Origin of the sequence: Brevundimonas sp. Root1279 (assembly GCF_001425945.1) — a bacterium.
Taxonomy (GTDB): Bacteria; Pseudomonadota; Alphaproteobacteria; order Caulobacterales; family Caulobacteraceae; genus Brevundimonas.
Genome location: NZ_LMEB01000004.1, coordinates 507,700 through 531,312 on the forward strand (window position 1 = coordinate 507,700; position 23,613 = coordinate 531,312).

Here is a 23,613-nt window from a genome sequence, read left to right on the forward strand (position 1 = left end):
CCGGACGTCTGCACGCCCGGCGGCCCTGAGTGTCCAGTGACGACCGACTACTCGGCCGTCTCGTCCTCGCGCACCTTGGCGGCCGAACCGGTCGCCGGGGTGATGTCGAAGGCGATCTTGCCGTCCTTCAGCTCGACCTTGACGTGCCCGCCGCGGGTCAGGCGGCCGAACAGGATGTCGTCGGCCAGCGGCTTCTTGATGTTCTCCTGGATCGTCCGGGCCAGCGGCCGGGCGCCGTAGAGTTCGTCGAATCCGTTCTTGGCCAGCCAGTCCGCAGCCTCGTCGGTCAGCTCGATGGTGATGTTGCGATCCGCCAACTGGGCTTCCAGCTGCATGATGAACTTGGTCACCACCGACTTGATGGTCTCGGCGTCCAGCGCCTTGAAGGCGACGATGGCGTCGAGGCGGTTGCGGAACTCCGGCGCGAACAGGCGCTGGATGGCCTTCTCGTCCTCACCCTCGACCTTGCCGCGACCGAAGCCGATGGCCGCCCGCGCGTTGTCGGCGGCGCCGGCGTTGGTGGTCATGATCAGGATGACATTCCGGAAGTCGACCTTCTTGCCGACGGCGTCGGTCAGCTGGCCGTTGTCCATCACCTGCAGCAGGATGTTGTAGACGTCCGGGTGGGCCTTCTCGATCTCGTCCAGCAGGACCACGGCGTGCGGATGCTGGTCGACGGCGTCGGTCAGCAGGCCGCCCTGGTCGTGGCCGACATAGCCCGGAGGCGCGCCGATCAGACGCGAGACGGTGTGCCGCTCCATGTACTCGGACATGTCGAAGCGCAGCATCTCGATGCCCAGCGTGGAAGCGAGCTGCTTGGCCACCTCGGTCTTGCCGACGCCGGTCGGGCCGGAGAACAGGAAGGCGCCGATCGGCTTCTGCGGGTCGCGCAGGCCGGCCCGGGCCAGCTTCATGGCCGCCGAGACCTGCTCGATGGCCGCCTCCTGGCCGAACACGACGCGATTCAGGTCGCGCTGCAGTTCCCGCAGGCTCTCGGTGTCGGACTTGGACACCGACTTCGGCGGGATGCGGGCCATCTTGGCGATGACGGCCTCGACCTCTTTCTGGCCGATGACCTTCTTCCGCTTGGACTCGGGCAGCAACATCTGCGAGGCGCCGGCCTCGTCGATGACGTCGATGGCCTTATCCGGCAGCTTGCGGTCGGTCATGTAGCGCGCCGACAGCTCCACTGCGGTGCGGATGGCGGCGTCGGTGTAGCGCAGCTTGTGGTGGCCTTCGTAGGAGGTCTTCAGCCCCTTCAGGATCTTGATGGTGTCGTCGACCGTGGGTTCGTTGACGTCGATCTTCTGGAAGCGGCGAGCGAGGGCCCGATCCTTCTCGAAATGCTGGCGGTACTCCTTGTAGGTCGTCGAGCCCATGCAGCGCAGGGTGCCCGAGGCCAGGGCCGGCTTGAGCAGGTTCGAGGCGTCCATGGCCCCGCCCGACGTCGCGCCGGCGCCGATCACCGTATGGATCTCGTCGATGAACAGCACGGCGTTGTCGTGGCTCTCCAGCTCCTTCACGACCTGCTTCAGCCGCTCCTCGAAGTCGCCCCGGTAGCGGGTGCCGGCCAGCAGCGCGCCCATGTCGAGCGAGTAGATGGTGGCGTCCTTGAGGACGTCGGGCACCTCGTGGTTGACGATCTTGCGGGCCAGGCCCTCGGCGATGGCGGTCTTGCCGACGCCCGGGTCGCCCACCAGCAGCGGATTGTTCTTGGTCCGCCGGCACAGGATCTGGATCGAGCGCTCGACCTCGGCGTGACGACCGATCAGCGGGTCGATCTTGCCGTTGCGGGCCTTCTCGTTGAGGTCGACGCAATAGGCCTCGAGCGCCTCGCCGCCGGTCTTGGCGGCGGCGGCGTCCTCGGCGTCCTCAGGGCTCGCGCCGGCCTTGGCCGGGCGGTTCTCGGTGGCGCCGGCCTTTTTGGCGATGCCGTGGGCGATGAAGTTGACCGCGTCGTACCGCGTCATGTCCTGCTCCTGCAGGAAGTAGGCGGCGTGGCTCTCGCGCTCGCTGAAGATGGCCACGAGCACATTGGCCCCGGTCACCTCCTCGCGGCCCGAGGACTGGACGTGGATCACGGCGCGCTGGATCACGCGCTGGAAGCCGGCGGTGGGCTTGGCGTCCTCGCCGTCCGAGGTGGCCAGGGCGGCCAGGTCGGTGTCGACGTAGAGCGTCAGCGCCGTCTTCAGGCTGACCAGGTCGACATTGCAGGCGGTCATCACATTGGCCGCATCTGGATCGTCGACCAGGGCGAGCAGCAGGTGCTCGAGCGTGGCGTACTCATGCCGGCGCTCGTTCGCATAATGCACGGCGCGGTGCAGGGTCTCTTCGAGAGGACGGGAAAACGAAGGCATGGAGGTTCCTCTCAGTCCTTTTCCATCGTGCATTGCAGCGGGTGCTGGTGGCGACGGGCGGTTTCGATCACCTGGGCGACTTTCGTCTCGGCTACCTCGTAGGTGAACACGCCGCAGACCCCGACGCCATGCTGGTGCACATGCAGCATGATGCGGGTCGCGTCCTCGCGGCTCTTTTGGAAGAACCGCTCCAGCACATAGACGACGAATTCCATCGGCGTGTAGTCGTCGTTCAGGATGAGCACTCGATACAGCGAGGGCTTCTGAAGCTTCGGCTTTGTTTCAGTGACCGTGGCGGCGCCGAGGCCTCCACCTTGATCACCGGCCTTACGTGACGGCGGCATTCGTTGTCCGATTAGTGGGAGTCGAAAGGACAGATAGGGAATGATGGCCTGATTTGTAGATGCGTCCAGTCACAGCTTACGTGAGAGCCCTGCGCATGGTTGCACGCGCGCATCAGCTGTGGAGCAGGCAAAGAAAAGGCCCCCGGAGAACGCGCCGGGGGCCTTCTTTACGTTTTCAGTTCGCCAGGGTTCAGCGAGCGGCCTGGAAACGTTCAACCGAGGCGGTGACGCGCTCGTTGATCGGCTTGAAGCTGTCCTTGACCGAGGCGGTCAGGGTGTCGGTCGCCTTGGTCACTTCCGAGAGGTAGAACTCGGTGGCCGACTTGGCCCACGAGGTCTGCAGTTCGATCAGTTCCTGGATGGAGCGAGCGGCGGCCAGCGACTGGGCCGCGGCGACGCCGTCTTCCCAGGTCTTCTTCGAATAGGCGACGCCTTGGGCCGACAGGGCTTCGGCGCCCTTCTGGGCGGCGGCGGCCGAGGCGACGAGGGCTTCGAGGTTCTGCTTGCCCTGGACGTTCAGCTCGGTGAGGCCGGCGACCGACTTGTCGGCGGCTTCACGGAAGGCTTGAGCGCCGGCGGCCTGGAACTTCTCGGCCTGGGCTTGGACTTTCTCGCCGGTCGCCTTGACCTGGGCGGTGGCGGTTTCGACGGTCTTCTTCACGGTTTCGGCGCTGTCGGCCATGGTATCTCTCCTGAACCTGTCGCGGCTTGGCCGCTGTGATGAATTTTTTTCTCGCAGCAGGCGAAGCCCACCGCGACAGACAGGCATATGGTGCACCTGCGAAGGAAGGTCAAGGCGTTTTTGTGCGCTGCACAATAGTGTCACACGCGAACGGCCGCACCTGTGGGGCGAATGCGCTTCACAAAACCGTTGACGGCTTGTTTACCCTCACGAAACCCCGAGGACGCATGATAGCCTTTCATCTGCGTCGCGTGGTGGGGCCGCCGTCGCGCATTGTAATGAGGCCTGCGCTTGTCGATTGCCGCCATGATCCGTCGGGGATTCCTGTCGCTTTTGCTGGTCGCCGCCCTGGTGGCGACGCCGACTGCTCCCCCGCCCGTCGCCCAGTCATCCGATAATGCGCGCTACGCCGCGATCGTGGTCGACGCCGAGACAGGCGAGGTTCTGTTCGCCCGACACGCCGACAGCCGGCGCTATCCCGCCTCGATCACCAAGGTCATGACCCTCTACCTGGCCTTCGAGGCCCTGTCGGAGGGCAAGGTGAAGCTGGACGACGTGATCACCGTCTCGCCCCGCGCCGCCAGCCAGCCGCCGTCCAAGCTGGGCCTCGCCGCCGGCCAGACCATCACCCTCGACGACGCCATGAAGGCCACCGCGGTGCGCAGCGCCAACGACATGGCCATGGCGATCGCCGAACACGTCGGCGGTTCACAGGATCGATTCGCCGCCCAGATGACTCTTAAGGCGCGCGAGCTGGGCATGACCCAGACCCGCTACGTCAATCCGAACGGCCTGCCGGACGCCCGCCAACTGACCTCGGCCCGCGACCTGGCGATCCTGGCCCGCGCCGTGATGCGCGACTATCCGCAGTACTATAGATATTTCGGCCTGCACGACTGGGTCTACAACGGCCGCACCTACCGCAACACCAATGGCCTGCTGCACGGCGGCAACGGCTATGACGGCATGAAGACGGGCTACACCAACGCCTCGGGCTACAATCTGGCGGCCTCGGCGGTGCGCGGCGACAAGCGGCTGATCACCGTCGTGCTGGGCGGTCGTTCGACGGCCAGCCGCAACACTCACGTCGCCTCGCTGATGGACACCGGCTTCGAGGTCGAGCGCCTGCGCCAGGGCGGTCAGACCATCCAGGTCGCGCAGACCTATTTCGAGCAACGCGGATTCGGCGTCGGGCCGGAGAGCAACGGCCCGGTCCAGTACGCCTCGGCGCCCGGCAATGACGAAGACGACGCCGCCGGCTCGACCGCCGTCAGCTACACCTCCCTGCCCCCGGCCCCGCACATGAATGCGCCGCGCGCGGTGACTCCGGCTCCGTCCGAACAGCGGACGGTCGCCGCCCTGCTGCGCAGCGACATGGGCGCCGGCGAGATGACCGCCTCGCTCAACGGCGGCGCCGCCGCCCCGGCCCGAGCGACGCCTCCGGTCGCCCCGCCGCCCGCCCGGCCGGCCCGACCGGCCGCTGCGCGTGAGCCGGCCCGGGAGCCCGCCGGCCACTGGATGGTCCAGGTCGGAGCCTTCCGCGAAGAGGATGTCGCCCGCGACTGGCTGACCGAGGTCAATCGCCGCTTCCGCTCTCAGTTCACCGGCGCCGAGCGCACCGTCCAGAACGCCGAGGGCTGGTACCGCTCGCGCTTCACCGGCATGACCGAGACGACCGCTCGGGCCGCCTGCGACGCCCTGTCGGAACGCCGCGTCACCTGCATGGTCATCCGCCCGCAGTAAGTCGGTTCCGGCCCAAGCCGTCGCCGCCTTGCCGGAGCGCCGGTTTTCCCCTATACGCGCCGCCTTTCCAGGACGTCGGTCCTGACGCGGAGTTCCAAAGGGTTCGGGAAGTCATCCCGGCCGCCGCTTCAGGATCCATCGTGGGCGGGACTACCCGGTCCCCTCGCGCCGACGCCCACCAAGGGAGAATAACCGCATGGCTCTTTACGAGCACACGGTCATGACGCGCCAGGACATCTCGGCGCAGCAGGCCGAAGCGCTGAACGACACCATCAAGGACCTGATCACCCAAGGCGGCGGTTCCGTCGCCAAGATCGAGTACTGGGGTCTGCGCAACCTGACCTACCGCGTGAAGAAGAACCGCAAGGCTCACTATTCGCTGCTCGCCGTCGACGCCCCTCCGGCCGCCATGGCCGAAGTCGAGCGTCAGCTGTCGATCAACGAAGACGTGCTGCGCTGGCTGACCGTCCGCGTCGAGGAACTCGACCTCGAACTGTCGCCGCTGCTGGCCCGCCGTGAACGCGAGCGTGAGCGCGAGCGTGAGCGCACGCCCCGCGAAGACGCCGTCGAAGCCGCTGACTAAGGAATCCGGATCATGACCGACACCACCGCCCCGACTCCGGGCGCGCCGGCCGGCTCCGGCCCCGCCCGTCGCCCCTTCTATCGCCGCCGCAAGGTGTGCCCGTTCTCCGGCGCCAACGCTCCGAAGATCGACTACAAGGACGTCAAGCTCCTGCAGCGCTACATCTCCGAGCGCGGCAAGATCGTCCCGTCGCGCATCACGGCCGTTTCCCAGAAGAAGCAGCGCGAACTGGCCAAGGCCATCAAGCGCGCCCGCTACCTGGCCCTCCTGCCCTACGTGGTGAAGTAAGATGAAGGTCGTTCTGCTCGAACGCGTCGAGAACCTCGGCGCCATCGGCGACGTCGTCACTGTTAAGGACGGCTTCGCTCGCAACTTCCTTCTCCCGCGCGACAAGGCCCGTCGGGCCACCGCCGCCAACCTGAAGGCTTTCGAACTCGATCGCGCCGCCATTGAGCAGCGCAACGAGAAGAACAAGGCCGACGCGCAGAAGGTCGCCGACAAGATCGACGGCCAGACCTACGTCATGATCCGCCAGGCGGGTGAGACGGGTCAGCTGTACGGTTCGGTCGCCGGTCGCGACGTCTCCGAAGCCATCCAGGCCGAAGGCGGCAAGGTCGAGCGCTCGCAAGTCGTGCTCAACACGCCGATCAAGACGCTGGGCGTCCACGAAGTGCTGGTTCGCCTGCACGCCGAGGTCCAGGCCACCGTCAAGATCAACATCGCGCGTTCGGCTGACGAAGCCGAGCGTCAGGCGAAGGGCGAGGACGTCATCAAGTCGGCCTACGACCAGGACCGTGCCGAAGCTGCCGAACAGGCCGCTGACATGGTCGCCGGCGGCGCCGGCCAACAGGAAGGCCTGGGCTCGGAAGCCTAAGTCATCCTGGTACTGACGTACTGAAGTCACGGCGGCGTGGGGGAAACCCTGCGCCGCCGAACTTTTTTCGGTCACGACCTTGACCGCTTTCTGCTGCATCGCAATATCGCAACTGCTCATCGAGACCGGCTGAGGGAAAAGGCCCTTGGACGCCGGGGCAACCTGCGGCCCGCCGTAAGGTGCCAACTCCTTCGGGACCCCTCCCCGGGTCGCGGCAGATGAGAGGCAGGCCGACGCGCCCCCCTCCCATACTGGCACCGAAGCGGTTCCCGATCGAGCGGGAGACGAGCATGCGTGATTTCACGCCTCACTGCCTGATCGCCCTCGCCGCCGGCGTCCGTCCGCGGTGCACGGGCCCGATGCGATGTCGGCGGCGGCTCTGATCGCCTGACGCTCCGGCCGTAGCGCCGGACTGAACCCCACAATCAAAGCAGGCCCCTCGGCGATCGCTGCGCGCGACGCCGGACAAGCGCCTGCGCCTCATCGAGATCGCATCATGAAATCCCAATCGCTGCGCACCACCCTTGCCTTCGCCGCCTCGGCCACCGCCCTGCTCGCCGGCGCCGCCTCCGCCCAGGACGCCGCCCCGCAAGACGCCGCCGCCGTCGACGACGTCGTCGTCACCGGCACCCGCGCGCCCAACCGCTCTCGCCTCGACACCCTCGCCCCGGTCGACGTCGTCACCGCTGAGACCATCCAGAACCGCGGCACCACCGAGCTGGCCGCCGCCCTGGCCCAGTCTGTCCCGTCCTTGACCTTCCAACGGCCCTCCGTGGTCGACGGCACGGACTCGATCCGACCGGCCACCCTGCGCGGCCTGTCCCCGGACCAGACGCTGGTGCTGCTCAACAGCACCCGCCGCCACGCCTCCGCCCTGGTCAACGTCAACGGCTCGGTCGGCCGAGGCTCGGCCGCGGTAGACCTCAACACCATCCCGACGGCCGCCCTCAACCAGGTCGAGGTGCTGCGCGACGGCGCCTCGGCCCAATACGGCTCGGACGCCATCGCCGGGGTGATCAACCTTCGCCTGCGCGAGGCCGACCACGGCGGCGGCGCCACCTTCACGGCCGGCCAGTACTTCACCTCGGTCAACACGGCCCGCACGGGCGGCCGCGACACCGAGGACGGCCAGACCCTGACCGCCGCCGCCTGGCAGGGCTTCGGCCTCGGCGAAGACGGCTTCCTGACCGTCAGCGCCGAATACCTCCAGCGCGACCCGACCAACCGCTCGGACCTCGATCCACGCGTCACGCCGCCGGCCGTCACCGCCCGCTTCGGCGACCCGGAAGTCGAGCAATGGACCCTGTTCGCCAACGCCGGCATTGACCTGTCCCCGACCTGGGAAGCCTACGGCTGGGCCGGCTACCAGGACCGCGACAGCGAAGGCGCCGCCTTCCCGCGCTTGGCCAGCAACGTGAACAACGTCGCGGCGATCTATCCGAACGGCTTCCTGCCCAAGATCGCCATCAACTCTCAGGACCTGTCGCTGGCCGGCGGCGTGCGCGGCGAAGCCGCGGGCTGGGCGACGGACATCAACCTGGTCTACGGCCGCAACGCGCTGGACTTCCGCACCGAGGACTCGCTCAACGCCACCTATGGCGCGGACTCCCCGACCAGCTTCGATTCCGGTTCGCTGATCTACAGCCAGTTGGTGTTCGGCGCTGACGTCACCCGCCCGTTCGAGGTGGGCCTCTACGGCCCGCTCAATGTCGCCGCCGGGCTCGAGGCGCGGCAGGAGACCTATGAGATCGAGGCCGGCCAGCCGGAGTCCTACAACCGCGGCCCGCTGGGCGGGAACACCGCCCTGGCCGGCGGGGCCCAGGGCTTCCCCGGCTTCCAGCCCTCCAACGAGGTCGATGAGGACCGCACCGCCGTCGGCCTTTACCTCGACCTGGAGGCCCCGGTGACCGAACAGTTCACCATCGCCGGCGCCGTGCGCTTCGAGGACTATTCGGACTTCGGGACCTCGACCACCGGCAAGCTGTCGGCCCGCTACGACTTCAACGACGCCTTCGCCCTGCGCGGCTCGATCTCGACGGGCTTCCGCGCCCCGTCGCTGCAGCAGTCCTTCTTCACCTCGACCGCATCGGTGGTGCAGGACGGCGTGGTCGTCGAGACTGGGACCTTCCCGGCCACCAGCGTCGTCGCCTCGGTGCTCGGGGCCGAGCCGCTCGATGCCGAGACCTCGGTCAACTACACGCTCGGCGCGGTCTTCCGCCTGGGCGACTTCGACCTGACCATCGACGCCTACCAGATCGACATCGAGGACCAGATCGTCCTGTCGGAGAACATCAACCGCAGCTTCAGCCCGCAGGTCGCCTCCCTGCTCGATCCGCTGGGCGTGCAGGCGGCGCGCTTCTTCCTCAACGGCGTCGACACGACCACCCAGGGCGTGGACGTGGTCGGCCACTACCGGCTGCGCACTGAGGACCAGGGCGACCTGGACCTGACCCTGGCGGCCAATTTCAACGATGTGGAGGTGACCCGCATTCCCACCTCTTCGTCAGTCCTGAACCCGGTCCCTCCGCTGTTCGGACGCAGCCGTATCGAGACCATCCAGCAGGGCACTCCCGACACCAAGGTCTCGGCCAACGCCGACTGGACCTACAACCGCTGGGGCGTCACCTGGCGCGCCACCTACTACGGCGACGTACTGCAACCGGGCTCGACCCCGGCCTCGGACTATTCGACCGGGGACAAGACCGTGTTCGACTTCGAGGGCCGGTTCCAGCCGAACGACCGGGTCACCCTGGCGCTCGGCGTCGACAACGCTTTCGACGAGTACCCGGACGCCGTGCCCGCCGCCCTGAACAGCAACGGCGTGCTGGGCTTCCCCTTCTATTCACCGTTCGGCTTCAATGGGCGCTTCATCTACGCCCGGGTCGGCCTGAACTGGTGACGGGCGGCGGCGCGGACGGAGAGCCGTCCGCGCCGTACCCTTCCCGGTTGTCCGCGCCGCCCGTCGCAGGCAGACTGGGCCGTTCCCCGGGAGGCCCCCATGAAAAAGCTCGCCGTCATCGTCGGCCTGGCCGCGACCCTGATCGCCTCCAGCGCGGCCGCCATGACCGTGCAGGAGTTCCTGACAACGGCCGCGGGCATTCCGCGCAACCCGACCGCCCTGCTCCGCTCCGACACGCGACGGCTGATGAACGAGGTGAAGGACGGCTTCAGCACCCTCCGCGCCGAACAGGACGCGGCGCGCCGGGCCGGGCGTTCGCCGCGGACCTGCATGCCCGAGAAGGTCTCGATGAACGCCACCGACCTCCTCGCACGCTTCAACGCCATCCCGGCGGCCCGCCGCAATATGAGCGTCACCGACGCCTTGCGCGAATGGATGATCGAACGCTATCCGTGCCCACGCTGACGGCAAGGCTTCCCTCCGCCGTCGCGGTTGTGGGGTTTCGATGAGAGTACAGGTCGTCGCACTGTGCCTGGCGGCGCTCATGTTGGCGGCCTTCGCGCCGGGCATGACCGTTCGCGAGTTCCTGGCCTCCGCCGATCGCCTGCCACAAAACGCCACCGCCGTGCTGCGCCCCGAAGGCCGTCGGCTGGTCGACGAGGTGTCCACGTCCGTCCACGCCATCCGGGCCGAGCAGGCCGCGGACGTCCGCGCCGGCCGTCGACCGGCCTATTGCATCCCCGCCCGTGGCACGGGCATCACGCCTGAAGGTCTGCTCGCCCGCCTGAGGGCCATCCCGGCCAGCCGTCGCGATATCACCGTGCACCAGGCCATCCGCGAATGGATGGTCGAGCGCCATCCGTGCGGGAGCGCCGCCGTTAACTGATCCGCCTGCGGAATTCGGGAGCGTCCACAGCCGGCCACGGTTGTCCCCGACCAAGCGGACGTCCGCGCATGTCGTATCGCGCGCGCATGAGTAAGAGATGGATGCGATGAACGCCTTCGCCCCAGCCGCCTTCCCTCCGATGGATTCGTCCACCATCGCCTCGCTGCCCCACAACCTGGAGGCGGAGCAGGCGCTGCTGGGCTCGCTGATGTTCGACAACTCCGTGTTCGAACGGCTGTCCGACCGCTTGCGCGGCCTGCACTTCTACGAACCCTTCCATCAGCGGCTCTACGAGGCGATCGAGGACCACGTCCGCCAGGGCCTGCTGGCCGAGCCGACCATCCTGATGGAGCGGTTCAAGCAGGATCCGGCGTTCCAGGAATTCGGCGGCCTGCGCTATCTGGCCGATCTGGTCGACCGCGCCCCGCCGGCGGCCAACGCCCCCGACTACGCCCGCGTCGTCTACGACCTGGCCCTTCGGCGCGACCTGATCCGCATCGGCGGCGAGATCATCAAGGAAGCGCCCCAGCCCGAAACCCCGGCCATCGATCAGATCGAGAGCGCCGAACAACGGCTCTACACCCTCGCCGAGACGGGCAAGCCGTCATCCGGTTTCGTCAGCTTTTCCCACGCCTTGTCCGGCGCCGTTCAGATGGCGGCCGAGGCGTATCAACGCGACGGCAAGCTGGCCGGCCTGGCCACCCACCTCGACGACCTCGACCAGAAGCTCGGCGGCCTGCACCCGTCCGACCTGCTGATCCTCGCGGGCCGTCCGTCGATGGGCAAGACGGCGCTGGCCACCAACATCGCGTTCAACGTCGCCAAGAACTATCGCTGGGAGCCGACGCCTGAGGGCCGCAAGACCGTCAGCGGCGGCGTCGTCGCCTTCTACTCGCTGGAAATGAGCGCCGAACAGCTGGCCATGCGTATCCTGGCCGACGCCTCAGGCGTGTCCTCGGACAAGCTCCGCAAGGGCGAGATCGACGCCTCGGACTTCGGCAAGATCCGCGACGCCGCCGTCGAGATCGGCGAGAGCCCGCTCTTCATCGACGCCACCGGCGGCCTGTCGATGGCCAAGCTGGCGGCCCGCGCCCGCCGCCTGAAGCGGATGGAGCACGGCCTCGACCTGATCATCGTCGACTACCTCCAGCTGGTCACCGTCGGCGAAGGCGGCGGACAGAAGAACCGGGTGCAGGAAGTCTCCGAGATCACCGGCGGCATGAAGGCCCTGGCCAAGGAGTTGTCGGTGCCCATCATCGCCCTGTCGCAGCTGTCGCGTCAGGTCGAGCAGCGCGAGGACAAGCGGCCCCAGCTGTCCGACCTGCGGGAATCCGGCTCGATCGAGCAGGACGCCGACTGCGTGATGTTCGTGTACCGCGAAAGCTACTACCTCGGCCGCGCCGAGCCGAAGGAAGGCACCGAGGAACATCTCAACTGGCAACAGGAGATGGACCGCCTCGAGCACCAGGCCGAGGTCGTCATCGGCAAGCAGCGCCACGGCCCCATCGGTATCGTCAAGCTGGCCTTCGACGCCGACACCACCAAGTTTGGCAACCTCGCCCACGACGGCCGCCGCTACGACGACTACGGCGATTGAGCCGCGGGGCGCGCCGCCCCCTTGCCAGAACATCGTTACGCGATCAGGGTCGAGCTTCAACCAGGAGCTCGACCATGTCCGCAGTCATCCTGTTTGCTTTCGCCCTCCTCGCCTCCCCCCAGGCCGGACAGTCGGCGCCGGCCCGTGCGCCCGCGACCGCATCCCCGGACTGCGCGTCCGCGGCCGGCCGTCAGGGCGAGCCGGTTTGCCCCGGACCGTCCCATCCTATTCCGATCCCCTACCCTTCGACCGGCCGAGGGGCCCATCCCACGGTGACCACAGGTCCGATTCGGGCCTCGAACGGCGACGAGGCCGGCACGGCGCGTCGGGAAGTCGCGCCCCAGACGGCGCCCGGTCCGGAGACAGGTCCAGCAGCACTCACCGGCAGGCCCGTCGGACAGCCCGCCGCCGCTGGACTGGGGTCGCATGTCCAGAGAGAAGCGCCCCCCGCCGGCCCTCAGCCGCAAAATCACGAAATCAAGGCGGTCACCGGCAATGAGGGCGGCCATCCGCACACCGGCGGCACGGCTGACATTCCGATGCCGAAACCCTCGGTGCAGTTCCGCGGCGCGGCGCCGACGCCGCCGACGTCCCCTGCGGCCCCCGCGCCGCCGGCTCGGGCCCCGGACTAGGCCGAGCGCGTCAGCGCAGTTCGACTCGCCGTGTGCCGGCCGGGATCTTCAACTCCCGGCCCGCCCACGTCGCCTCACGACCGTCGATCCGCACCCGCCCCGGCAGGGCCTCGCCGTCCGGCCACTGCAGCACGAAGCCGCCCGGCGGGTTGGCCCCCGCCCCCAGGGTCAGCAGATAGCCTTCTCGCTCGCGCCGCAGGTTGTAGACCAGCGCCCCGTACGGGGTGCGGACGTTGGTCACCCCCACCCCCTCGCCGTCCAGCCAGGCCGTCGGCACGCCGGCAGCCAGCACCAGGGCCTCGTCGCGGTCGTAGACCAGCAGATCCATGGCCGAGCGGATGTAGTCCGAGCTGATCCAGGCGTGCGGCATGTCGCCGATGAAGCGCGGCTCGCGTTCGTCGCGGCCCACCACCTCGGCCCAACCGTTCCAGGCCGCCGGCCGCATGTCGGCGAAGTAGAAGTCCAGCGCCCGCAGCGCATCCTCGCGCCGTCCCAGCCGGACCATGGCCCCCACGTTGCGCAGCTCGTAGGGCGTGTAGTCCTTCCACGCCATGCGGTTCTCCTGCCGCGCCGTGAAGTTGGCCCACCACTTGTCGAAGGTGTTGTCCAGCAGCGGCTGCGGCAGTTCGTCGATCAGCCCTGCCGGCGACAGGCCGATCGTGGTCGAGGTGGCGTCGAAGTCGCCCCGGTCGGCCGCCCCGGCGATCCAGTCGATGCCGTGCACGCGCGCGGTCGCTTCGATCGAGGCCATGATGTCGGCCTTGAACTCGGCCTCGGCGGCCCGGAAGCGCGCCGCGGCCTCGGCCTCGCCCAGGGTCTCGGCGATGAAGATGGCGTCGCGGTAGCCGAGCAGCCCCCAGAAGTCGTCCCAGTAGCTGTAGGCGATCTTGTCCGAATAGCCCTCGTGGCTGATCGTGGGCGGCAGCAGGCCGAACAGGTGCCGCTTGTCGTCCGCCTGGAATTCCGCCGTCCGCGTCGAGGCGCGCAGCTCGTCCATATAGCCGATCGCCTTGCTGACCTGCGGCCAGACCTCGCGCAGCAGGGCCGCGTCGCCGCCGTAGCGATAGGTCTCGGCGGCCAGGAAGATGAACTCGCCGTGGCTGTCGTTCTCGGGCACCGGGTCCGAACCGCGGGCGTCGGCGCAGCAGGGCACCTTGCCATTGTCGAACACCAGCGGCGCAAACCAGCGCAGATAGTCGGCCGACAGCTGCTCGTGACCCAACCGGTCCAGCCCCTCGGCCATCATCGCTCCGTCGCGGATCCAGGTGCGGTTGTAGCTCCGCGTTCCCGGCTGCAGGATCGGCCCCTGTCGCGACATCAGCATGTGCGCCAGTGACGAGCGCATGACGTCCTCGATCCGCTGCTGCCCCTCCGGCAGGGTCAGGTCGAACCGGTCCAGCTTCTCGCGCCAGCCGGCGGCGACCCGCTCCTGCACCGTGTCCAGCGCCGCCTCGATCGAGCCGGTCACCGGCCCTTCCGGGAGGCCGCCCGAGAGGGGCGCGACGAAGCCGAAGGTGCGCGTCTCGCCCGGCTGCAGCGTGACGTCATAGAGCATGGCCCCGGCCATCAGCTCGCGGTCCGACTCGACCAGCCGCTGGTCGACCGGCCGCCGGCTCGCGTGGTCCGCCAGCAGGCTCTGCGGATCGGCGCCGGCCGCGAAGGTCCCGGCCGCCACCGCGTCGGGCTGCACGAGGGCCTTCACCCGGATATTGTCGTTCAGCACCATGGCGGCGCCGTTCCAGTCGATCTGTTGGATCGGTCCGACCCCACCCGGCGTGGTCAGGAACTGCGTCGGCCCGTTCACCTGGAACGGTCGCGCCATCAGCGCCAGGGTCAGGGTCCGCGGCCGGTTCGAGGTGTTGGTCAGGGCGTAACGACCCCAGATCTGGGCCGCCTCGGGCGTCCCGTCGGCGAAGGCGGTGACCGCCAGTTTCCAGTCGTCCGCAGTCCAGGTCACGGTCGGGATCGGCAGGTCGCCGTCCTGCAGGCTCTGGGTCGCATTCACGTCGGCCCAAGTGACCAGCCGCCCGTTGTCCAGCACGAAGGGCTCGATCGAGGGCCCGCCGCGACGCAGCTCGATGGCGCCGTCCTCGCCGATCAGGGCGCTCTCGCCGCCGCCGTCGACCCCGACCAGGGTCCAGTAGGGCTGCTCACCCACGAAGCCCCGCGGGTACAGGCCGCGGCGGCTCTCGTCGGCCACGGCGCGCATGAAGGTGGTCGCCGTCTCCCCGAAGGCCAGCGGCTCGATCTCCAGGCTGTTCAGCGCATAGGCGTTGGCCGCCGCCTGGCCGAGCCGCTGCCCGGCCCCGGCCTGTCCGACCACGCCCGCCTCGTCGCGCGGAGCCAGCAGGTCCAGGCGCAGCCAGCGGGCCGAGGCTTCCGGCGTCCGCAGCCAGTCGACGCCGCCGTTGGCGCCAGTCACCGCGGCCAGTTCGCGCCACTCGCGCCCGTCCGGCGAGGCCATCAGCCGATAGTCGGCCGCCGCCATCCGGTCGGCCCAGCGCAGGGTCACCCCGCCGAACTCGCGCTCATAGCCGAGATCCAGGGTCAGGCTCTGCGCCCCCGCTCCAGTGGTGCGCCAGGCCGTGGTCAGGTCGTCGTCGACCGCCCGCGCGGCGACGTTCTGGCCGTCCTCGCTCGTGCCGGTGGCGACCGGCCGCGGCGGCACGCCCGGCTCGGGCGGCAGTGCGCGCAGCTCCAGCTGGTCGATCTCGATCCAGCCCTTGCCGCCCTGCCCCGCCGTGACCACGAACTCGATCCGCTGCGCCCCGCGGAAGGTGCGGTCGGGATCCGGCCCCCAGGCCCAGACGATGTGGCGTTTCTTGACGACGTAGCGGGTCCATTCGCCGTTCGCCTCGAACTTCTCGACCTTGCGCCAGTGGACGTTGTCGCCCGAGGCGTCGACGAACTTCACCTCCAGCGTATTGGGCAGCATCTCGCCGCGCAGCCAGAAGCTGATCTCGAAATTCTCCGGGACCTCCAGGTCGATGGCCCGCGCCGCGAAGGCGTAGCCCGACCGCCCGTTGAAGTCGTAGTCCAGCCGCATCGCCTTTCCGTCGCGGCCGGGCACGGCGCTGATCGTCGAGGACACGTCGGTCGACGCGTCCGCCGACCACGGCGCCAGGCTCTCGAACCCGTCCAGCACGCGGGTGGACTGGGCGTGGGCGGGAGCGGGCAGAGCAAGGGCCAGAGCGGCGGCCGAGGCCAGCAGGAAGGCGCGCATACAAACTCTCCGCTCATCCCCGCGAAAGCGGGGACCCAGTTCTGTCCAGCGAGACGCCGGCGTTCAGGGGTCAGCCACCGCGGACCCCGGCCCCGCCCATCACCCAAAGCACTGGGTCCCCGCCTTCGCGGGGATGAGCGGATCAGTTGGTTCTCAGCCCTTCACACTCCCCGCGAGCATGCCGCGGATGTAGTAGCGCTGCAGGGCCAGGAAGAGGATCAGCACCGGGGCCACGGTGATCACGGCGCCGGCCATCATCATCTCGATGTCCTGCACGTGCTCGCGCGACAGCGCCGCGAGCGCCACCGGCAGGGTGTAGTTGGACTGGTCCGTCAGGATGATCAGCGGCCACAGGAAGTCGTTCCAGCTGCCCAGGAAGACGAACAGCGCCAGGGTCACGATGATCGGCTGCAGCGTCGGCAGCACCACCTTGCGGAAGATCTGCCCCTCGCTGGCGCCGTCGATGCGCGCCGCCTCCAGCATCTCGTCCGGGATCGACAGCGAGTACTGGCGCACCAGGAACAGGCCGAAGATCGAGGCCAGCCAGGGCACCAGCGCCCCGGCGTAGGTGTTTACGAGCCCCATCCCCTTCAGCATCAGGAACAGCGGCAGGGTGCCGATCTGCGCCGGGACCACCAGGGCGCCGACCAGCAGCTGGAAGATCCGCTCGCGCCCCTTGAAGCGCAGTTTGGCGAATGCGTAGCCGGCCGGAACGGTGAACAGCAGGGCCAGCGCGGTGCCGAGGGTGGCCAGCGCCAGGCTGTTCCACAGATAGCGGCCCATGCCCTGGGTCACGAACAGGTCGCGATAGTGCTGCAGCGTCCAGGTCTTGGGCCACAGCGGCGGCGGGAAGCTGGCGGCCTCGCCGGTCGACATGAAGCTGACCGACAGCATCCACAGCAACGGGAACAGCACCAGAAGGCCAATGAAGGCCACGGCCAGATTGAGCAGGAGAACCTTGGGCTTCATTCGTACGCCCCCACCCGCTTGGCCACCGCCAGTTGCACCAGGGTCACGGCCAGGATGCAGATGAACAGCACGAAGGCGACGGCGCTGGCGGAGCCGAGGTTCCACCATTTGAAGCCCTCTTCGTACATGAAGTAGAGCACCGTCACGGTCGACTGGGCGGGACCGCCCTGGGTCATGACATAGGGCTCGGCGAACAGCTGGAAGAAGCCCGCCACCGAGATGATCGAGACCAGCAGCAGGGTCGGGGCGATGGCCGGCAGGGTCACGTGCCGGAAGCGGGCCCATGGTCCGGCCCCGTCGATGCGGGCCGCCTCATAGAGGTCGTCCGGCACGGTCTGCAGCACCGCCAGGAAGATCAGCATGTTGTAGCCGAAGATCTTCCACACCACGAACATCAGGATGGCGGGGATCGAGGTCTCGGGCTGGCCCAGCCAATCGACCGGTTGCAGGCCGATGCTCGAGATGGCCCAGTTGATGACGCCGTAGCGGGTGTGCAGCAGGTAGTTCCACAGCACCGCCGTGGCGACGAGCGTGGTGACATAGGGGGCGAAGAACATCACCCGCCACATCGGCCGCCACTTGATCACCCGGGCGTTGAGGATCACGGCCGCTCCGAGGGAGGCCGCGATCGACAGCGGCACGCCGAACACGGCGAACAGGCCGGTGTTGCGCATCGCCCCCCAGAACAGCGGATTGGCGAACAGCCGCTCATAGTTCTGCAGGCCGATGAAGCGGACGTTGTTCAGGTCCGCCAGGGCGTAGATGTCGAAGTCGGTCAGGCTCAGCAGCAGGGCCGCGAACACCGGAATGGCGAAGAAGACGGCGATGGCCAGCAGCGCGGGGGCGACGAAGCCCCAGGCGGCGCGCTCACGACGACGCGCGCTCGGCATCCGGCTGGCCTCGGGCACAGTGGCGGGAAGGATGGGTTGAGCGGTCATCAGGCCCTGCCCCGCTCAATCATCCAGCGGCGCTTCTCGAGCAGCCGGTCGGCGCGACGATCGATCTCGGCCGCGGCGGTCTGGGGCGTGTATTCGCCCCGCACCATGCGCTCGGCGACGATCTGCATCTCGGTCACGATCCGCTCCCATTCCGGCACTTTCGGAACGGCCCGGGCGCGCGAAAGCTGCCCCTTGAAGGCGGCGATATAGGGGTCGTCGGCCACCGTCGGCGTGGCCCAGGCGCTCTGGCGCGCCGGCAGGTTGCCGGTGATGGCGTTGAAGCGCGCCTGAACGCCCGGATCGGACAGAAAACGCACCAGCTTCCAGGCCGCCTCCTGGTGCGGCGAGGTGCGATAGACCACCAGCGACGACCCGCCCGGCGCTGACGCGCCCGGCCCCTTCGGCCCCGGCACGCCCGAGGTCATCCAGCGCGTCTCGGGCTTCAGCCGGTTGCGGAAGTCCCCGATCGTCCACGGGCCTGAGAAGTAGAAGCTGAACCAGCCGCGCTCGAATTCGGTCCAGACGTTGGAGATCTGCGCCGCCGACGCCACCGGGGCCAGCCCCTCGTCGAACAGGCTCTTGTAGAAGGCCAGGGCGGCGATGAACGACGGCGAGGAGAAATTGCCGCGCGTGTCCTGATCCTTCAGCAGCGGCTCGTCGCCCTGCAGGCCGAAGGTCAGCAACTGCTCGAACTCGTTCAGCGGCAGCAGCACGGCGTAGTTGCCCTGCCCCACCACGCGCTTGACCGCGTGCATCGCCTGCTTCCAGCCGGCCCAGGTCTGCGGCAGGGCGTCGTAACCGACCTGCTGCAGCAGGTCGGCGCGATAGAAGATCAACCGGGTGTCGACGTACCAGGGCGTGGCCACCGGCTGGCCGTCGATACGGTTGGTCTCCAGCACCGCCGGGAACTGGTCCTTCAGCAGGTCGGACGCCTCGGCCGGCAGAGGCGAGATCGCCCCGATCGCCGCCATCTCGGACACCCAGGTGTTGCCCACCTGGCTGACGTCCGGCAGCGACGAACCGGCGTAGGCGGTCAGCAGCTTCTGGTGCGCCGCGGTCCAGGGCAGCGCCTGGACCTCGACCTTGATGCCGGGATTGAGGCGCTCGAACTCCGGCAGAATCTGCGGGACGTTGGTCGCCTCGTTGCCCATGGCCCAGAAGCGCAGGCGAACCGATCCGTCGTCGCGCCGCCCGCAGCCCGCCAGGCCGGCCGCGGCCGTTCCCGCGAGCAGTCCGAGCGTCGCGCGTCGGTCCGGCCGCCAAAGGCTCATGCGCGGTTCAGCCAGCCGCCGCTGAAGCCGGCCGCCTTCAGGCCGCGCAGCAGGTTCGGCTCACGTCGCATGTATTTCCAGACGATGTCCGAGCGATGGTTCTCGATCTGGATGACGATCGGCCCCTGGTCGATGCCCAGGTAGTCGCCGTCGACCCAGCCCACGCCGGGCGCCAGCTTGCCGTGCTGCAGGGTGCGCTGCGTCGCCTCGAGCGTCGGGTTGAACGAGTCCAGGAAACCGAACTCGGTGTAGATCCCGTGGCCGTACTGGGCCTTCATCGCCTTCAGACAGGCGGTCACCTCCGTCGGGGCGAAGGGCATCGAGCCCATGGCCGCCGTCGGGGCGATGGTGCCGTCATCCCGGTCGCCCGGACCACGCGCCGAATAGCTGAAGAACTGCCGCTCGCGGCCGCCGATGACTTCCTTGAAGTCGCCCGGCCCGTCGCAGGCCGTCAGGCCCCAGACGTCCGCCGAATAGCCGGCCCAGCCCATGGTGTTGTCGATGGCGTATTTGCGCTGCGCCGCGACCGCGCGGACGCTGTTCTGGAAATAGTCGAAGCCCGGGATCTCGGCCTGCTTGGCGCGCATCCAGGCGTCCTGGATGCCGCGGAAGTCGATGTACATGTGGCTGTACTGGTGGCCGAACATCGGCGGGAAATGCAGGTGCGCCGGACCCCATTTGTCGGTCCAGCTCTGGTCGTAGACCGAGGTCCACTCCTGCCAGACCGCGGCCGGGACCGGATGAGTCGGGCTGCCCATGGCCAGCATCAGGACCAGCATGCCCTCGTTGTAGACGTGCCAGTCGGCGGGGATGAAGCCGGTCTCCGGATGCCAGCCCATCGAGATGCGGTTGGGGCGGATGACCACCCAGTCCCACTCGACGCGCTCATAGACCGCCTGCGTCAGGCGGCGGATCTCGGCCTCCTCGGGGTGGTCGCCGTCGAACCACTGGGCGGCGAACAGCATGCCGCCGAGCAGCAGGGTGGTGTCGACCGTCGACAGCTCGGTGCGGCCGAAGCGGTGGCCGGTCTGCATGTCGAGGAAGTGGTAGAAGAAGCCCTTGTAGCCCGCATTGCCGGTCGGCTCGGGGCCCTGCGGGGCGTCATGGAAGAAGCGGACGGTGGTCAGGGTGCGCTCGCGCGCCTCCTCGCGGGTCATCCAGCCACGCTCGACCCCGACGGGCCAGCAGGTCAGGGCGAAACCGACGGCGGCGACGGACGAGAAGGACGGGGTCGGCCAGCGATCCGGCGTCAGGCCGTTCGACCGGTTCGTCACATGGGTGAACCAGTTGAAGGTCCGGCGCTGCAGCTCCTCGACCTCGGGGTCCAGCGGCGTCGGAACCGTCCAGGGCGAACCCGAACCCGCGCAACCGGCGAGACCAAGCGCCGCCGCGCCTGCGACTGTGGAGCCCATCAGGAAATGACGACGATCCATGGCTGACACCTATCCTACTCTTACTCGGCCTAGTCAAAGAAGCGGGACCGCCCCCCGCGAACGAGGGGCGGCCGTCAGGTTCAGGAGAACCTAGAAGCGGTACGCCAGACCCACCTGGAAGCTGCGGGTCGGGAGGTACTGGGCCGTCGGGTTGCCGAACGTGGGGTTCAGCGCCGCCTCCGGCGTGCCGTTGTTGACACGGTACGTCTGGTTGAAGCTGCTGAAGTTCTTGTGATCGAAGATGTTGATCGCATCCAACGTCAGCTCGACGACCTGGCCGTCCAGGACCTCGAAGGCCTTGGTCACCCGCAGGTCGACCTGGCGATAGGCCCAGGCGTCCGGGATGATGAAGTCCTTCTTGTCCGGATAGGCTTCGTACCAGCCCGGCTTGGCGCCGTTGCCCGGGTTGAACTTCGTGAACGGCAGACCCGAACCGAGGGTGATCAGGGTCGACAGACGGAAGTCCATCGGCATCAGCACGGTGCCCGACATCACCAGGCGGTGCTTCTCAACGCCCGGCGAGTTGAAGGTCGGGGTGTAGCTGGTCCACGGGTAGTCGAAGTCGAAATTGCCCAGACCCTGGTCACGGCTGCCGTTCTGGGTGGCTTCCGTGAAGGTGTAGGCGAGATTGAAGCCCCAGCCGTCTTCGCGGTTGAACGCCTTGTCGGCGGTCAGGAAGATCGCCTGATAGTCGCGCTCGCGGTCGTGGTTCGAGACGAAGACGCCGTCGTTGAACTGGAACGGCTGGCCGGTCGTCGGATCGATCAGGGCCGACGGACGGACCGCGGCCGGCACCGAGTTGGTGGTCGGATCGAGGTTGGCCCGGTACCAGGCGAACTCGTTTTCGGTGTGGGCCCACGAGAAGGTCAGGGCCGTCTGCCAGTCGCCGAACTTCTGGCGGACGCCGAAGTTGAACTGGTCGGTGACCGGCGGCGGGGCGTTGTTGTTCAGCAGGAAGACTTCACCGCGACCGACCGTGCCCTGCAGCAGGGTGTCGAGCCCTTCCGCCGTGGCGTAGGTCGGGTTCCAGGCGACGGTGTCGGAGCGACCGCCGTAGGTCCCGCCGGCCGGCGAGAAGTAGATCGTCTTGTTGCGCTGATAGAGCTTGAAGCGCTCGTCGAAGGCGAAGTTGAAGCCGATCCGGTCGTAATACCGGCCGGCGCCGCCGAAGATCACCGTCTGCTCGTCGTCGAAGACGTCGTAGCTGAAGCCCACGCGCGGCTGCCAGGCGTCCTTGAACGCCTCGCGATCGCCGTTGGTGATGTAGTCGTTGATGTCGCCGATGTGCGACGGATAGTTGAACGTGCCGTCAGCGCCCGTGCCCGGCGCGGCGTCGATCGCCGTCAGCAGGCGGCGGACGACGTCGGGCGTGCGCCAGTCGTTGTTGACCGCATTGTCCTCATAGTCCCAACGGAGGCCGAGGTTCAGTTCCAGCTGCGGCGTGAGCTGCCAGTCGTCCTGGAAGTAGAAGCCGAAGACGTTGTTCTCGGCGTCGGTCGGATCCACCGGCAGGTTCAACGACACCTGGGTCGGGATGGTGGTCGTGCCGTTGATTTCCGGACGCGCGTTGACGTCGTAGGTGAAGAACGGGTTCCGGTTGAACTCCTTGCTCACGTACAGCGACTGCATCGAGTACTTCACACCCATCTTGACGGTGTGCTGGCCCAGGAACTCGATGTCGTTGAAGGTCAGGTCGTCGCGCAGGGTCACCGACTCCTGCGTCAGGTCCTGGTTGTTTGCGCCGCCGCCGTTGGTGAAGATGGTCGCGGCGATCTGGCCGTAGTCGAACTGGAACCCCGGGGCGCCGGCCGCCGCGTCACGGAACTCGACGTACCGGGCGCCGGTGCTGTCGAAGTTCAGCGCCCGCGGGTTGTACTGGTACAGGAAGTAGTCGACCGAAGCCTCGTTCAGGAAGCCGTCGCCCTGGAACTGGTGGCGCAGCTGCAGCGACTGGGTCTCGCCATTGATGGCCACGGCGCGATCATAGGCCGTCGGCCCGTTGCCGAAGTCGCGGATGTCCTGTTCGACGCGGTACTGGCCGCTCAGGTCGACGCGCTGACGGTCGTCGATCGACCACGACAGCTTGCCGAAGAATTGGTCCTGCTCGAACGGCGCCTCAAAGGTCCCGAGCTGGTCCTGGAACAGCGGCGCGAACTCGGCGCGGTTCAGGAACACCGAGCGCTCGCGCACCTCGTCCTTGCGCTCGTAGCTCAGGAAGTAGTGCAGCTTGTCCTCGATGATCGGACCACCGACTGCGGCGCCCCATTGCATGCGATCCAGGCGGGCCTTCGGCTCGCCGCGGGCGCGCGAGAACACGTTCTGCTCGACCCAGTCGGCGTTCTGGTAGGTGACGAAGACCTCGCCGTGCAGCTCGTTGGTGCCCGAGCGGGTGATCGAGGTGATGATTGCCGACGAGGCCTGCTCGTACTCGGCCTTGAAGTTCTGGCTGACGACGCGGAACTCCTGCACCGCGGCCTGCGGGAACGGGTTGCCGCGGCTGTCGTCCTGGCCGGCGACGCCGCCGTCGGTGATCAGCGACTTCTGGTTCTGTCCGTCGATGAAGACGTTGATGGCCGTCGCGGGCTGGCCGCCGGCCGTGATGGTCCGCTCGGTGTCGCCTTCGGTGACGCGCACGCCGGGAGCCAGGGCCGCGAAGTTCAGGAAGTTGCGGTTGATCTGCGGCAGGTCGTTGATCTGCTGCTGGGTGACGTTGGTGGCCACTTCCGAGGTGCGGACCTCGAAGATGCGCCGGCCGGTGACGACGACGTCGCCGACGTCGGTCGCGCTGTAATCGGTTACATTCGCGGCCACATCAAGGTCGAGCGTGGTGACTTGACCCAGGCCGAGGGTGACGGTGTCGGTCGCGGTCTGGCCGTCGGCCGAGGTCGCGTCGATGCGGTAGGTGCCCGGGCGCAGTCCCGAGATCACATAGCCGCCGTCGGCGCCGATGCGGCCGCGCGTGACGTAGCCGGTGGCCACTTCAGTCGCCGTGATGGCGCCGCCGGCTTCGACGGCCGAGCCCTCATGCACCGTCCCGCGCAGGGTGGTGGTGGTGACCTGGGCGGCGGCGCCGCCGGCGCAGGCAAGCGAGATCGCTACGGCGAGCGCGGACGCCGTACCGAGGTACGTGGAGTAGGCTTTAGACAAGGAAGAACCCCCGACTTGTGAAAGGGACCGCCGGA

The 23,613-nt window shown here is 68.1% G+C and carries 17 protein-coding genes and 1 riboswitch; of the genes, 8 read left to right on the forward strand and 9 right to left on the reverse strand.

Going from position 1 to position 23,613, the window contains the following annotated elements; all coding sequences use genetic code 11:
- Positions 1 to 47: 47 nt before the first annotated feature.
- The 3 genes from clpA to phaP all read right to left on the reverse strand — a co-directional run bounded on the left by clpA (position 48) and on the right by phaP (position 3,383).
- Complete coding sequence (gene clpA / locus ASC65_RS05235) at positions 48 to 2,357, reverse strand: ATP-dependent Clp protease ATP-binding subunit ClpA (RefSeq protein ID WP_056450151.1); 2,310 nt, start codon at positions 2,355 to 2,357, stop codon at positions 48 to 50.
- A gap of 11 nt (positions 2,358 to 2,368) precedes the next feature.
- Positions 2,369 to 2,701: an ATP-dependent Clp protease adapter ClpS gene (gene clpS, locus ASC65_RS05240; RefSeq protein ID WP_056450152.1), complete on the reverse strand. Its 333-nt coding sequence runs from the start codon at positions 2,699 to 2,701 to the stop codon at positions 2,369 to 2,371.
- A 190-nt stretch (positions 2,702 to 2,891) separates the two neighbouring features.
- Entirely contained in the window at positions 2,892 to 3,383 is a 492-nt protein-coding gene (gene phaP / locus ASC65_RS05245; RefSeq protein WP_082525870.1) for a TIGR01841 family phasin, read from the reverse strand.
- A gap of 306 nt (positions 3,384 to 3,689) precedes the next feature.
- Here phaP and ASC65_RS05250 point away from each other — a divergent pair, with 306 nt between their 5' ends.
- From ASC65_RS05250 to ASC65_RS05285, 8 genes are all read left to right on the forward strand, one after another.
- Positions 3,690 to 5,126 (forward strand): D-alanyl-D-alanine carboxypeptidase, encoded by a 1,437-nt coding sequence (locus ASC65_RS05250; RefSeq protein ID WP_235561403.1) that lies wholly within the window; start codon positions 3,690 to 3,692, stop codon positions 5,124 to 5,126.
- Positions 5,127 to 5,322: 196 nt separating this feature from the next.
- Positions 5,323 to 5,709: a 30S ribosomal protein S6 gene (gene rpsF / locus ASC65_RS05255; RefSeq protein WP_056450154.1), complete on the forward strand. Its 387-nt coding sequence runs from the start codon at positions 5,323 to 5,325 to the stop codon at positions 5,707 to 5,709.
- A 12-nt stretch (positions 5,710 to 5,721) separates the two neighbouring features.
- Positions 5,722 to 5,997: a 30S ribosomal protein S18 gene (gene rpsR, locus ASC65_RS05260; RefSeq protein WP_056450156.1), complete on the forward strand. Its 276-nt coding sequence runs from the start codon at positions 5,722 to 5,724 to the stop codon at positions 5,995 to 5,997.
- A gap of 1 nt (position 5,998) precedes the next feature.
- Positions 5,999 to 6,583 (forward strand): 50S ribosomal protein L9, encoded by a 585-nt coding sequence (gene rplI / locus ASC65_RS05265; protein ID WP_056450158.1) that lies wholly within the window; start codon positions 5,999 to 6,001, stop codon positions 6,581 to 6,583.
- Between the two features lie 113 nt (positions 6,584 to 6,696).
- A riboswitch (SAM riboswitch) is annotated at positions 6,697 to 6,808 on the forward strand.
- Positions 6,809 to 7,079: 271 nt separating this feature from the next.
- Positions 7,080 to 9,482 carry a TonB-dependent receptor plug domain-containing protein gene (locus tag ASC65_RS05270; RefSeq protein ID WP_056450160.1) on the forward strand — a complete coding sequence of 801 codons (2,403 nt, stop codon included), beginning with the start codon at positions 7,080 to 7,082 and terminating at the stop codon, positions 9,480 to 9,482.
- A gap of 99 nt (positions 9,483 to 9,581) precedes the next feature.
- Positions 9,582 to 9,947 (forward strand): hypothetical protein, encoded by a 366-nt coding sequence (locus ASC65_RS05275; RefSeq protein WP_056450162.1) that lies wholly within the window; start codon positions 9,582 to 9,584, stop codon positions 9,945 to 9,947.
- 40 nt (positions 9,948 to 9,987) lie between these two features.
- On the forward strand, positions 9,988 to 10,368 hold the full coding sequence (locus ASC65_RS05280) for a hypothetical protein (protein WP_056450164.1): 381 nt from the start codon (positions 9,988 to 9,990) through the stop codon (positions 10,366 to 10,368).
- A 106-nt stretch (positions 10,369 to 10,474) separates the two neighbouring features.
- On the forward strand, positions 10,475 to 11,965 hold the full coding sequence (locus tag ASC65_RS05285; RefSeq protein WP_056450492.1) for a replicative DNA helicase: 1,491 nt from the start codon (positions 10,475 to 10,477) through the stop codon (positions 11,963 to 11,965).
- Between the two features lie 642 nt (positions 11,966 to 12,607).
- Here ASC65_RS05285 and ASC65_RS05290 read toward each other — a convergent pair.
- The 6 genes from ASC65_RS05290 to ASC65_RS05315 form a co-directional block, all read right to left on the reverse strand.
- The gene (locus tag ASC65_RS05290) at positions 12,608 to 15,820 is read right to left on the reverse strand and encodes a discoidin domain-containing protein (protein ID WP_056450166.1); all 3,213 of its coding nucleotides are present in this window, start codon (positions 15,818 to 15,820) and stop codon (positions 12,608 to 12,610) included.
- 153 nt (positions 15,821 to 15,973) lie between these two features.
- Positions 15,974 to 16,789 carry a carbohydrate ABC transporter permease gene (locus ASC65_RS05295; RefSeq protein WP_056450168.1) on the reverse strand — a complete coding sequence of 272 codons (816 nt, stop codon included), beginning with the start codon at positions 16,787 to 16,789 and terminating at the stop codon, positions 15,974 to 15,976.
- Positions 16,786 to 17,727, reverse strand: a complete 942-nt coding sequence (locus tag ASC65_RS05300; RefSeq protein WP_235561404.1) for a carbohydrate ABC transporter permease — start codon at positions 17,725 to 17,727, stop codon at positions 16,786 to 16,788. Before ASC65_RS05300 ends, ASC65_RS05295 begins: the two co-directional genes overlap by 4 nt.
- Positions 17,727 to 18,998: a sugar ABC transporter substrate-binding protein gene (locus ASC65_RS05305; protein ID WP_082525871.1), complete on the reverse strand. Its 1,272-nt coding sequence runs from the start codon at positions 18,996 to 18,998 to the stop codon at positions 17,727 to 17,729. The genes ASC65_RS05300 and ASC65_RS05305 overlap by 1 nt, the downstream gene beginning before the upstream one ends.
- A complete protein-coding gene (locus ASC65_RS05310) occupies positions 18,995 to 20,431 on the reverse strand; it encodes a glucoamylase family protein (RefSeq protein WP_056450170.1) in 1,437 nt (478 codons plus the stop codon). The genes ASC65_RS05305 and ASC65_RS05310 overlap by 4 nt, the downstream gene beginning before the upstream one ends.
- A gap of 90 nt (positions 20,432 to 20,521) precedes the next feature.
- The gene (locus ASC65_RS05315) at positions 20,522 to 23,578 is read right to left on the reverse strand and encodes a TonB-dependent receptor (RefSeq protein ID WP_056450172.1); all 3,057 of its coding nucleotides are present in this window, start codon (positions 23,576 to 23,578) and stop codon (positions 20,522 to 20,524) included.
- Between the last annotated feature and the right edge of the window lie 35 nt (positions 23,579 to 23,613).

What these genes read in the sequence shown, in the direction of transcription:
- clpA (WP_056450151.1), bottom strand. Translation starts at nt 2,357, where the DNA reads ATGCCTTCGTTTTCCCGTCCTCTCGAAGAGACCCTGCACCGCGCCGTG.
- clpS (WP_056450152.1), bottom strand. Translation starts at nt 2,701, where the DNA reads ATGCCGCCGTCACGTAAGGCCGGTGATCAAGGTGGAGGCCTCGGCGCC.
- phaP (WP_082525870.1), bottom strand. Translation starts at nt 3,383, where the DNA reads ATGGCCGACAGCGCCGAAACCGTGAAGAAGACCGTCGAAACCGCCACC.
- ASC65_RS05250 (WP_235561403.1), top strand. Translation starts at nt 3,690, where the DNA reads ATGATCCGTCGGGGATTCCTGTCGCTTTTGCTGGTCGCCGCCCTGGTG.
- rpsF (WP_056450154.1), top strand. Translation starts at nt 5,323, where the DNA reads ATGGCTCTTTACGAGCACACGGTCATGACGCGCCAGGACATCTCGGCG.
- rpsR (WP_056450156.1), top strand. Translation starts at nt 5,722, where the DNA reads ATGACCGACACCACCGCCCCGACTCCGGGCGCGCCGGCCGGCTCCGGC.
- rplI (WP_056450158.1), top strand. Translation starts at nt 5,999, where the DNA reads ATGAAGGTCGTTCTGCTCGAACGCGTCGAGAACCTCGGCGCCATCGGC.
- ASC65_RS05270 (WP_056450160.1), top strand. Translation starts at nt 7,080, where the DNA reads ATGAAATCCCAATCGCTGCGCACCACCCTTGCCTTCGCCGCCTCGGCC.
- ASC65_RS05275 (WP_056450162.1), top strand. Translation starts at nt 9,582, where the DNA reads ATGAAAAAGCTCGCCGTCATCGTCGGCCTGGCCGCGACCCTGATCGCC.
- ASC65_RS05280 (WP_056450164.1), top strand. Translation starts at nt 9,988, where the DNA reads ATGAGAGTACAGGTCGTCGCACTGTGCCTGGCGGCGCTCATGTTGGCG.
- ASC65_RS05285 (WP_056450492.1), top strand. Translation starts at nt 10,475, where the DNA reads ATGAACGCCTTCGCCCCAGCCGCCTTCCCTCCGATGGATTCGTCCACC.
- ASC65_RS05290 (WP_056450166.1), bottom strand. Translation starts at nt 15,820, where the DNA reads ATGCGCGCCTTCCTGCTGGCCTCGGCCGCCGCTCTGGCCCTTGCTCTG.
- ASC65_RS05295 (WP_056450168.1), bottom strand. Translation starts at nt 16,789, where the DNA reads ATGAAGCCCAAGGTTCTCCTGCTCAATCTGGCCGTGGCCTTCATTGGC.
- ASC65_RS05300 (WP_235561404.1), bottom strand. Translation starts at nt 17,727, where the DNA reads ATGACCGCTCAACCCATCCTTCCCGCCACTGTGCCCGAGGCCAGCCGG.
- ASC65_RS05305 (WP_082525871.1), bottom strand. Translation starts at nt 18,998, where the DNA reads ATGAGCCTTTGGCGGCCGGACCGACGCGCGACGCTCGGACTGCTCGCG.
- ASC65_RS05310 (WP_056450170.1), bottom strand. Translation starts at nt 20,431, where the DNA reads ATGGATCGTCGTCATTTCCTGATGGGCTCCACAGTCGCAGGCGCGGCG.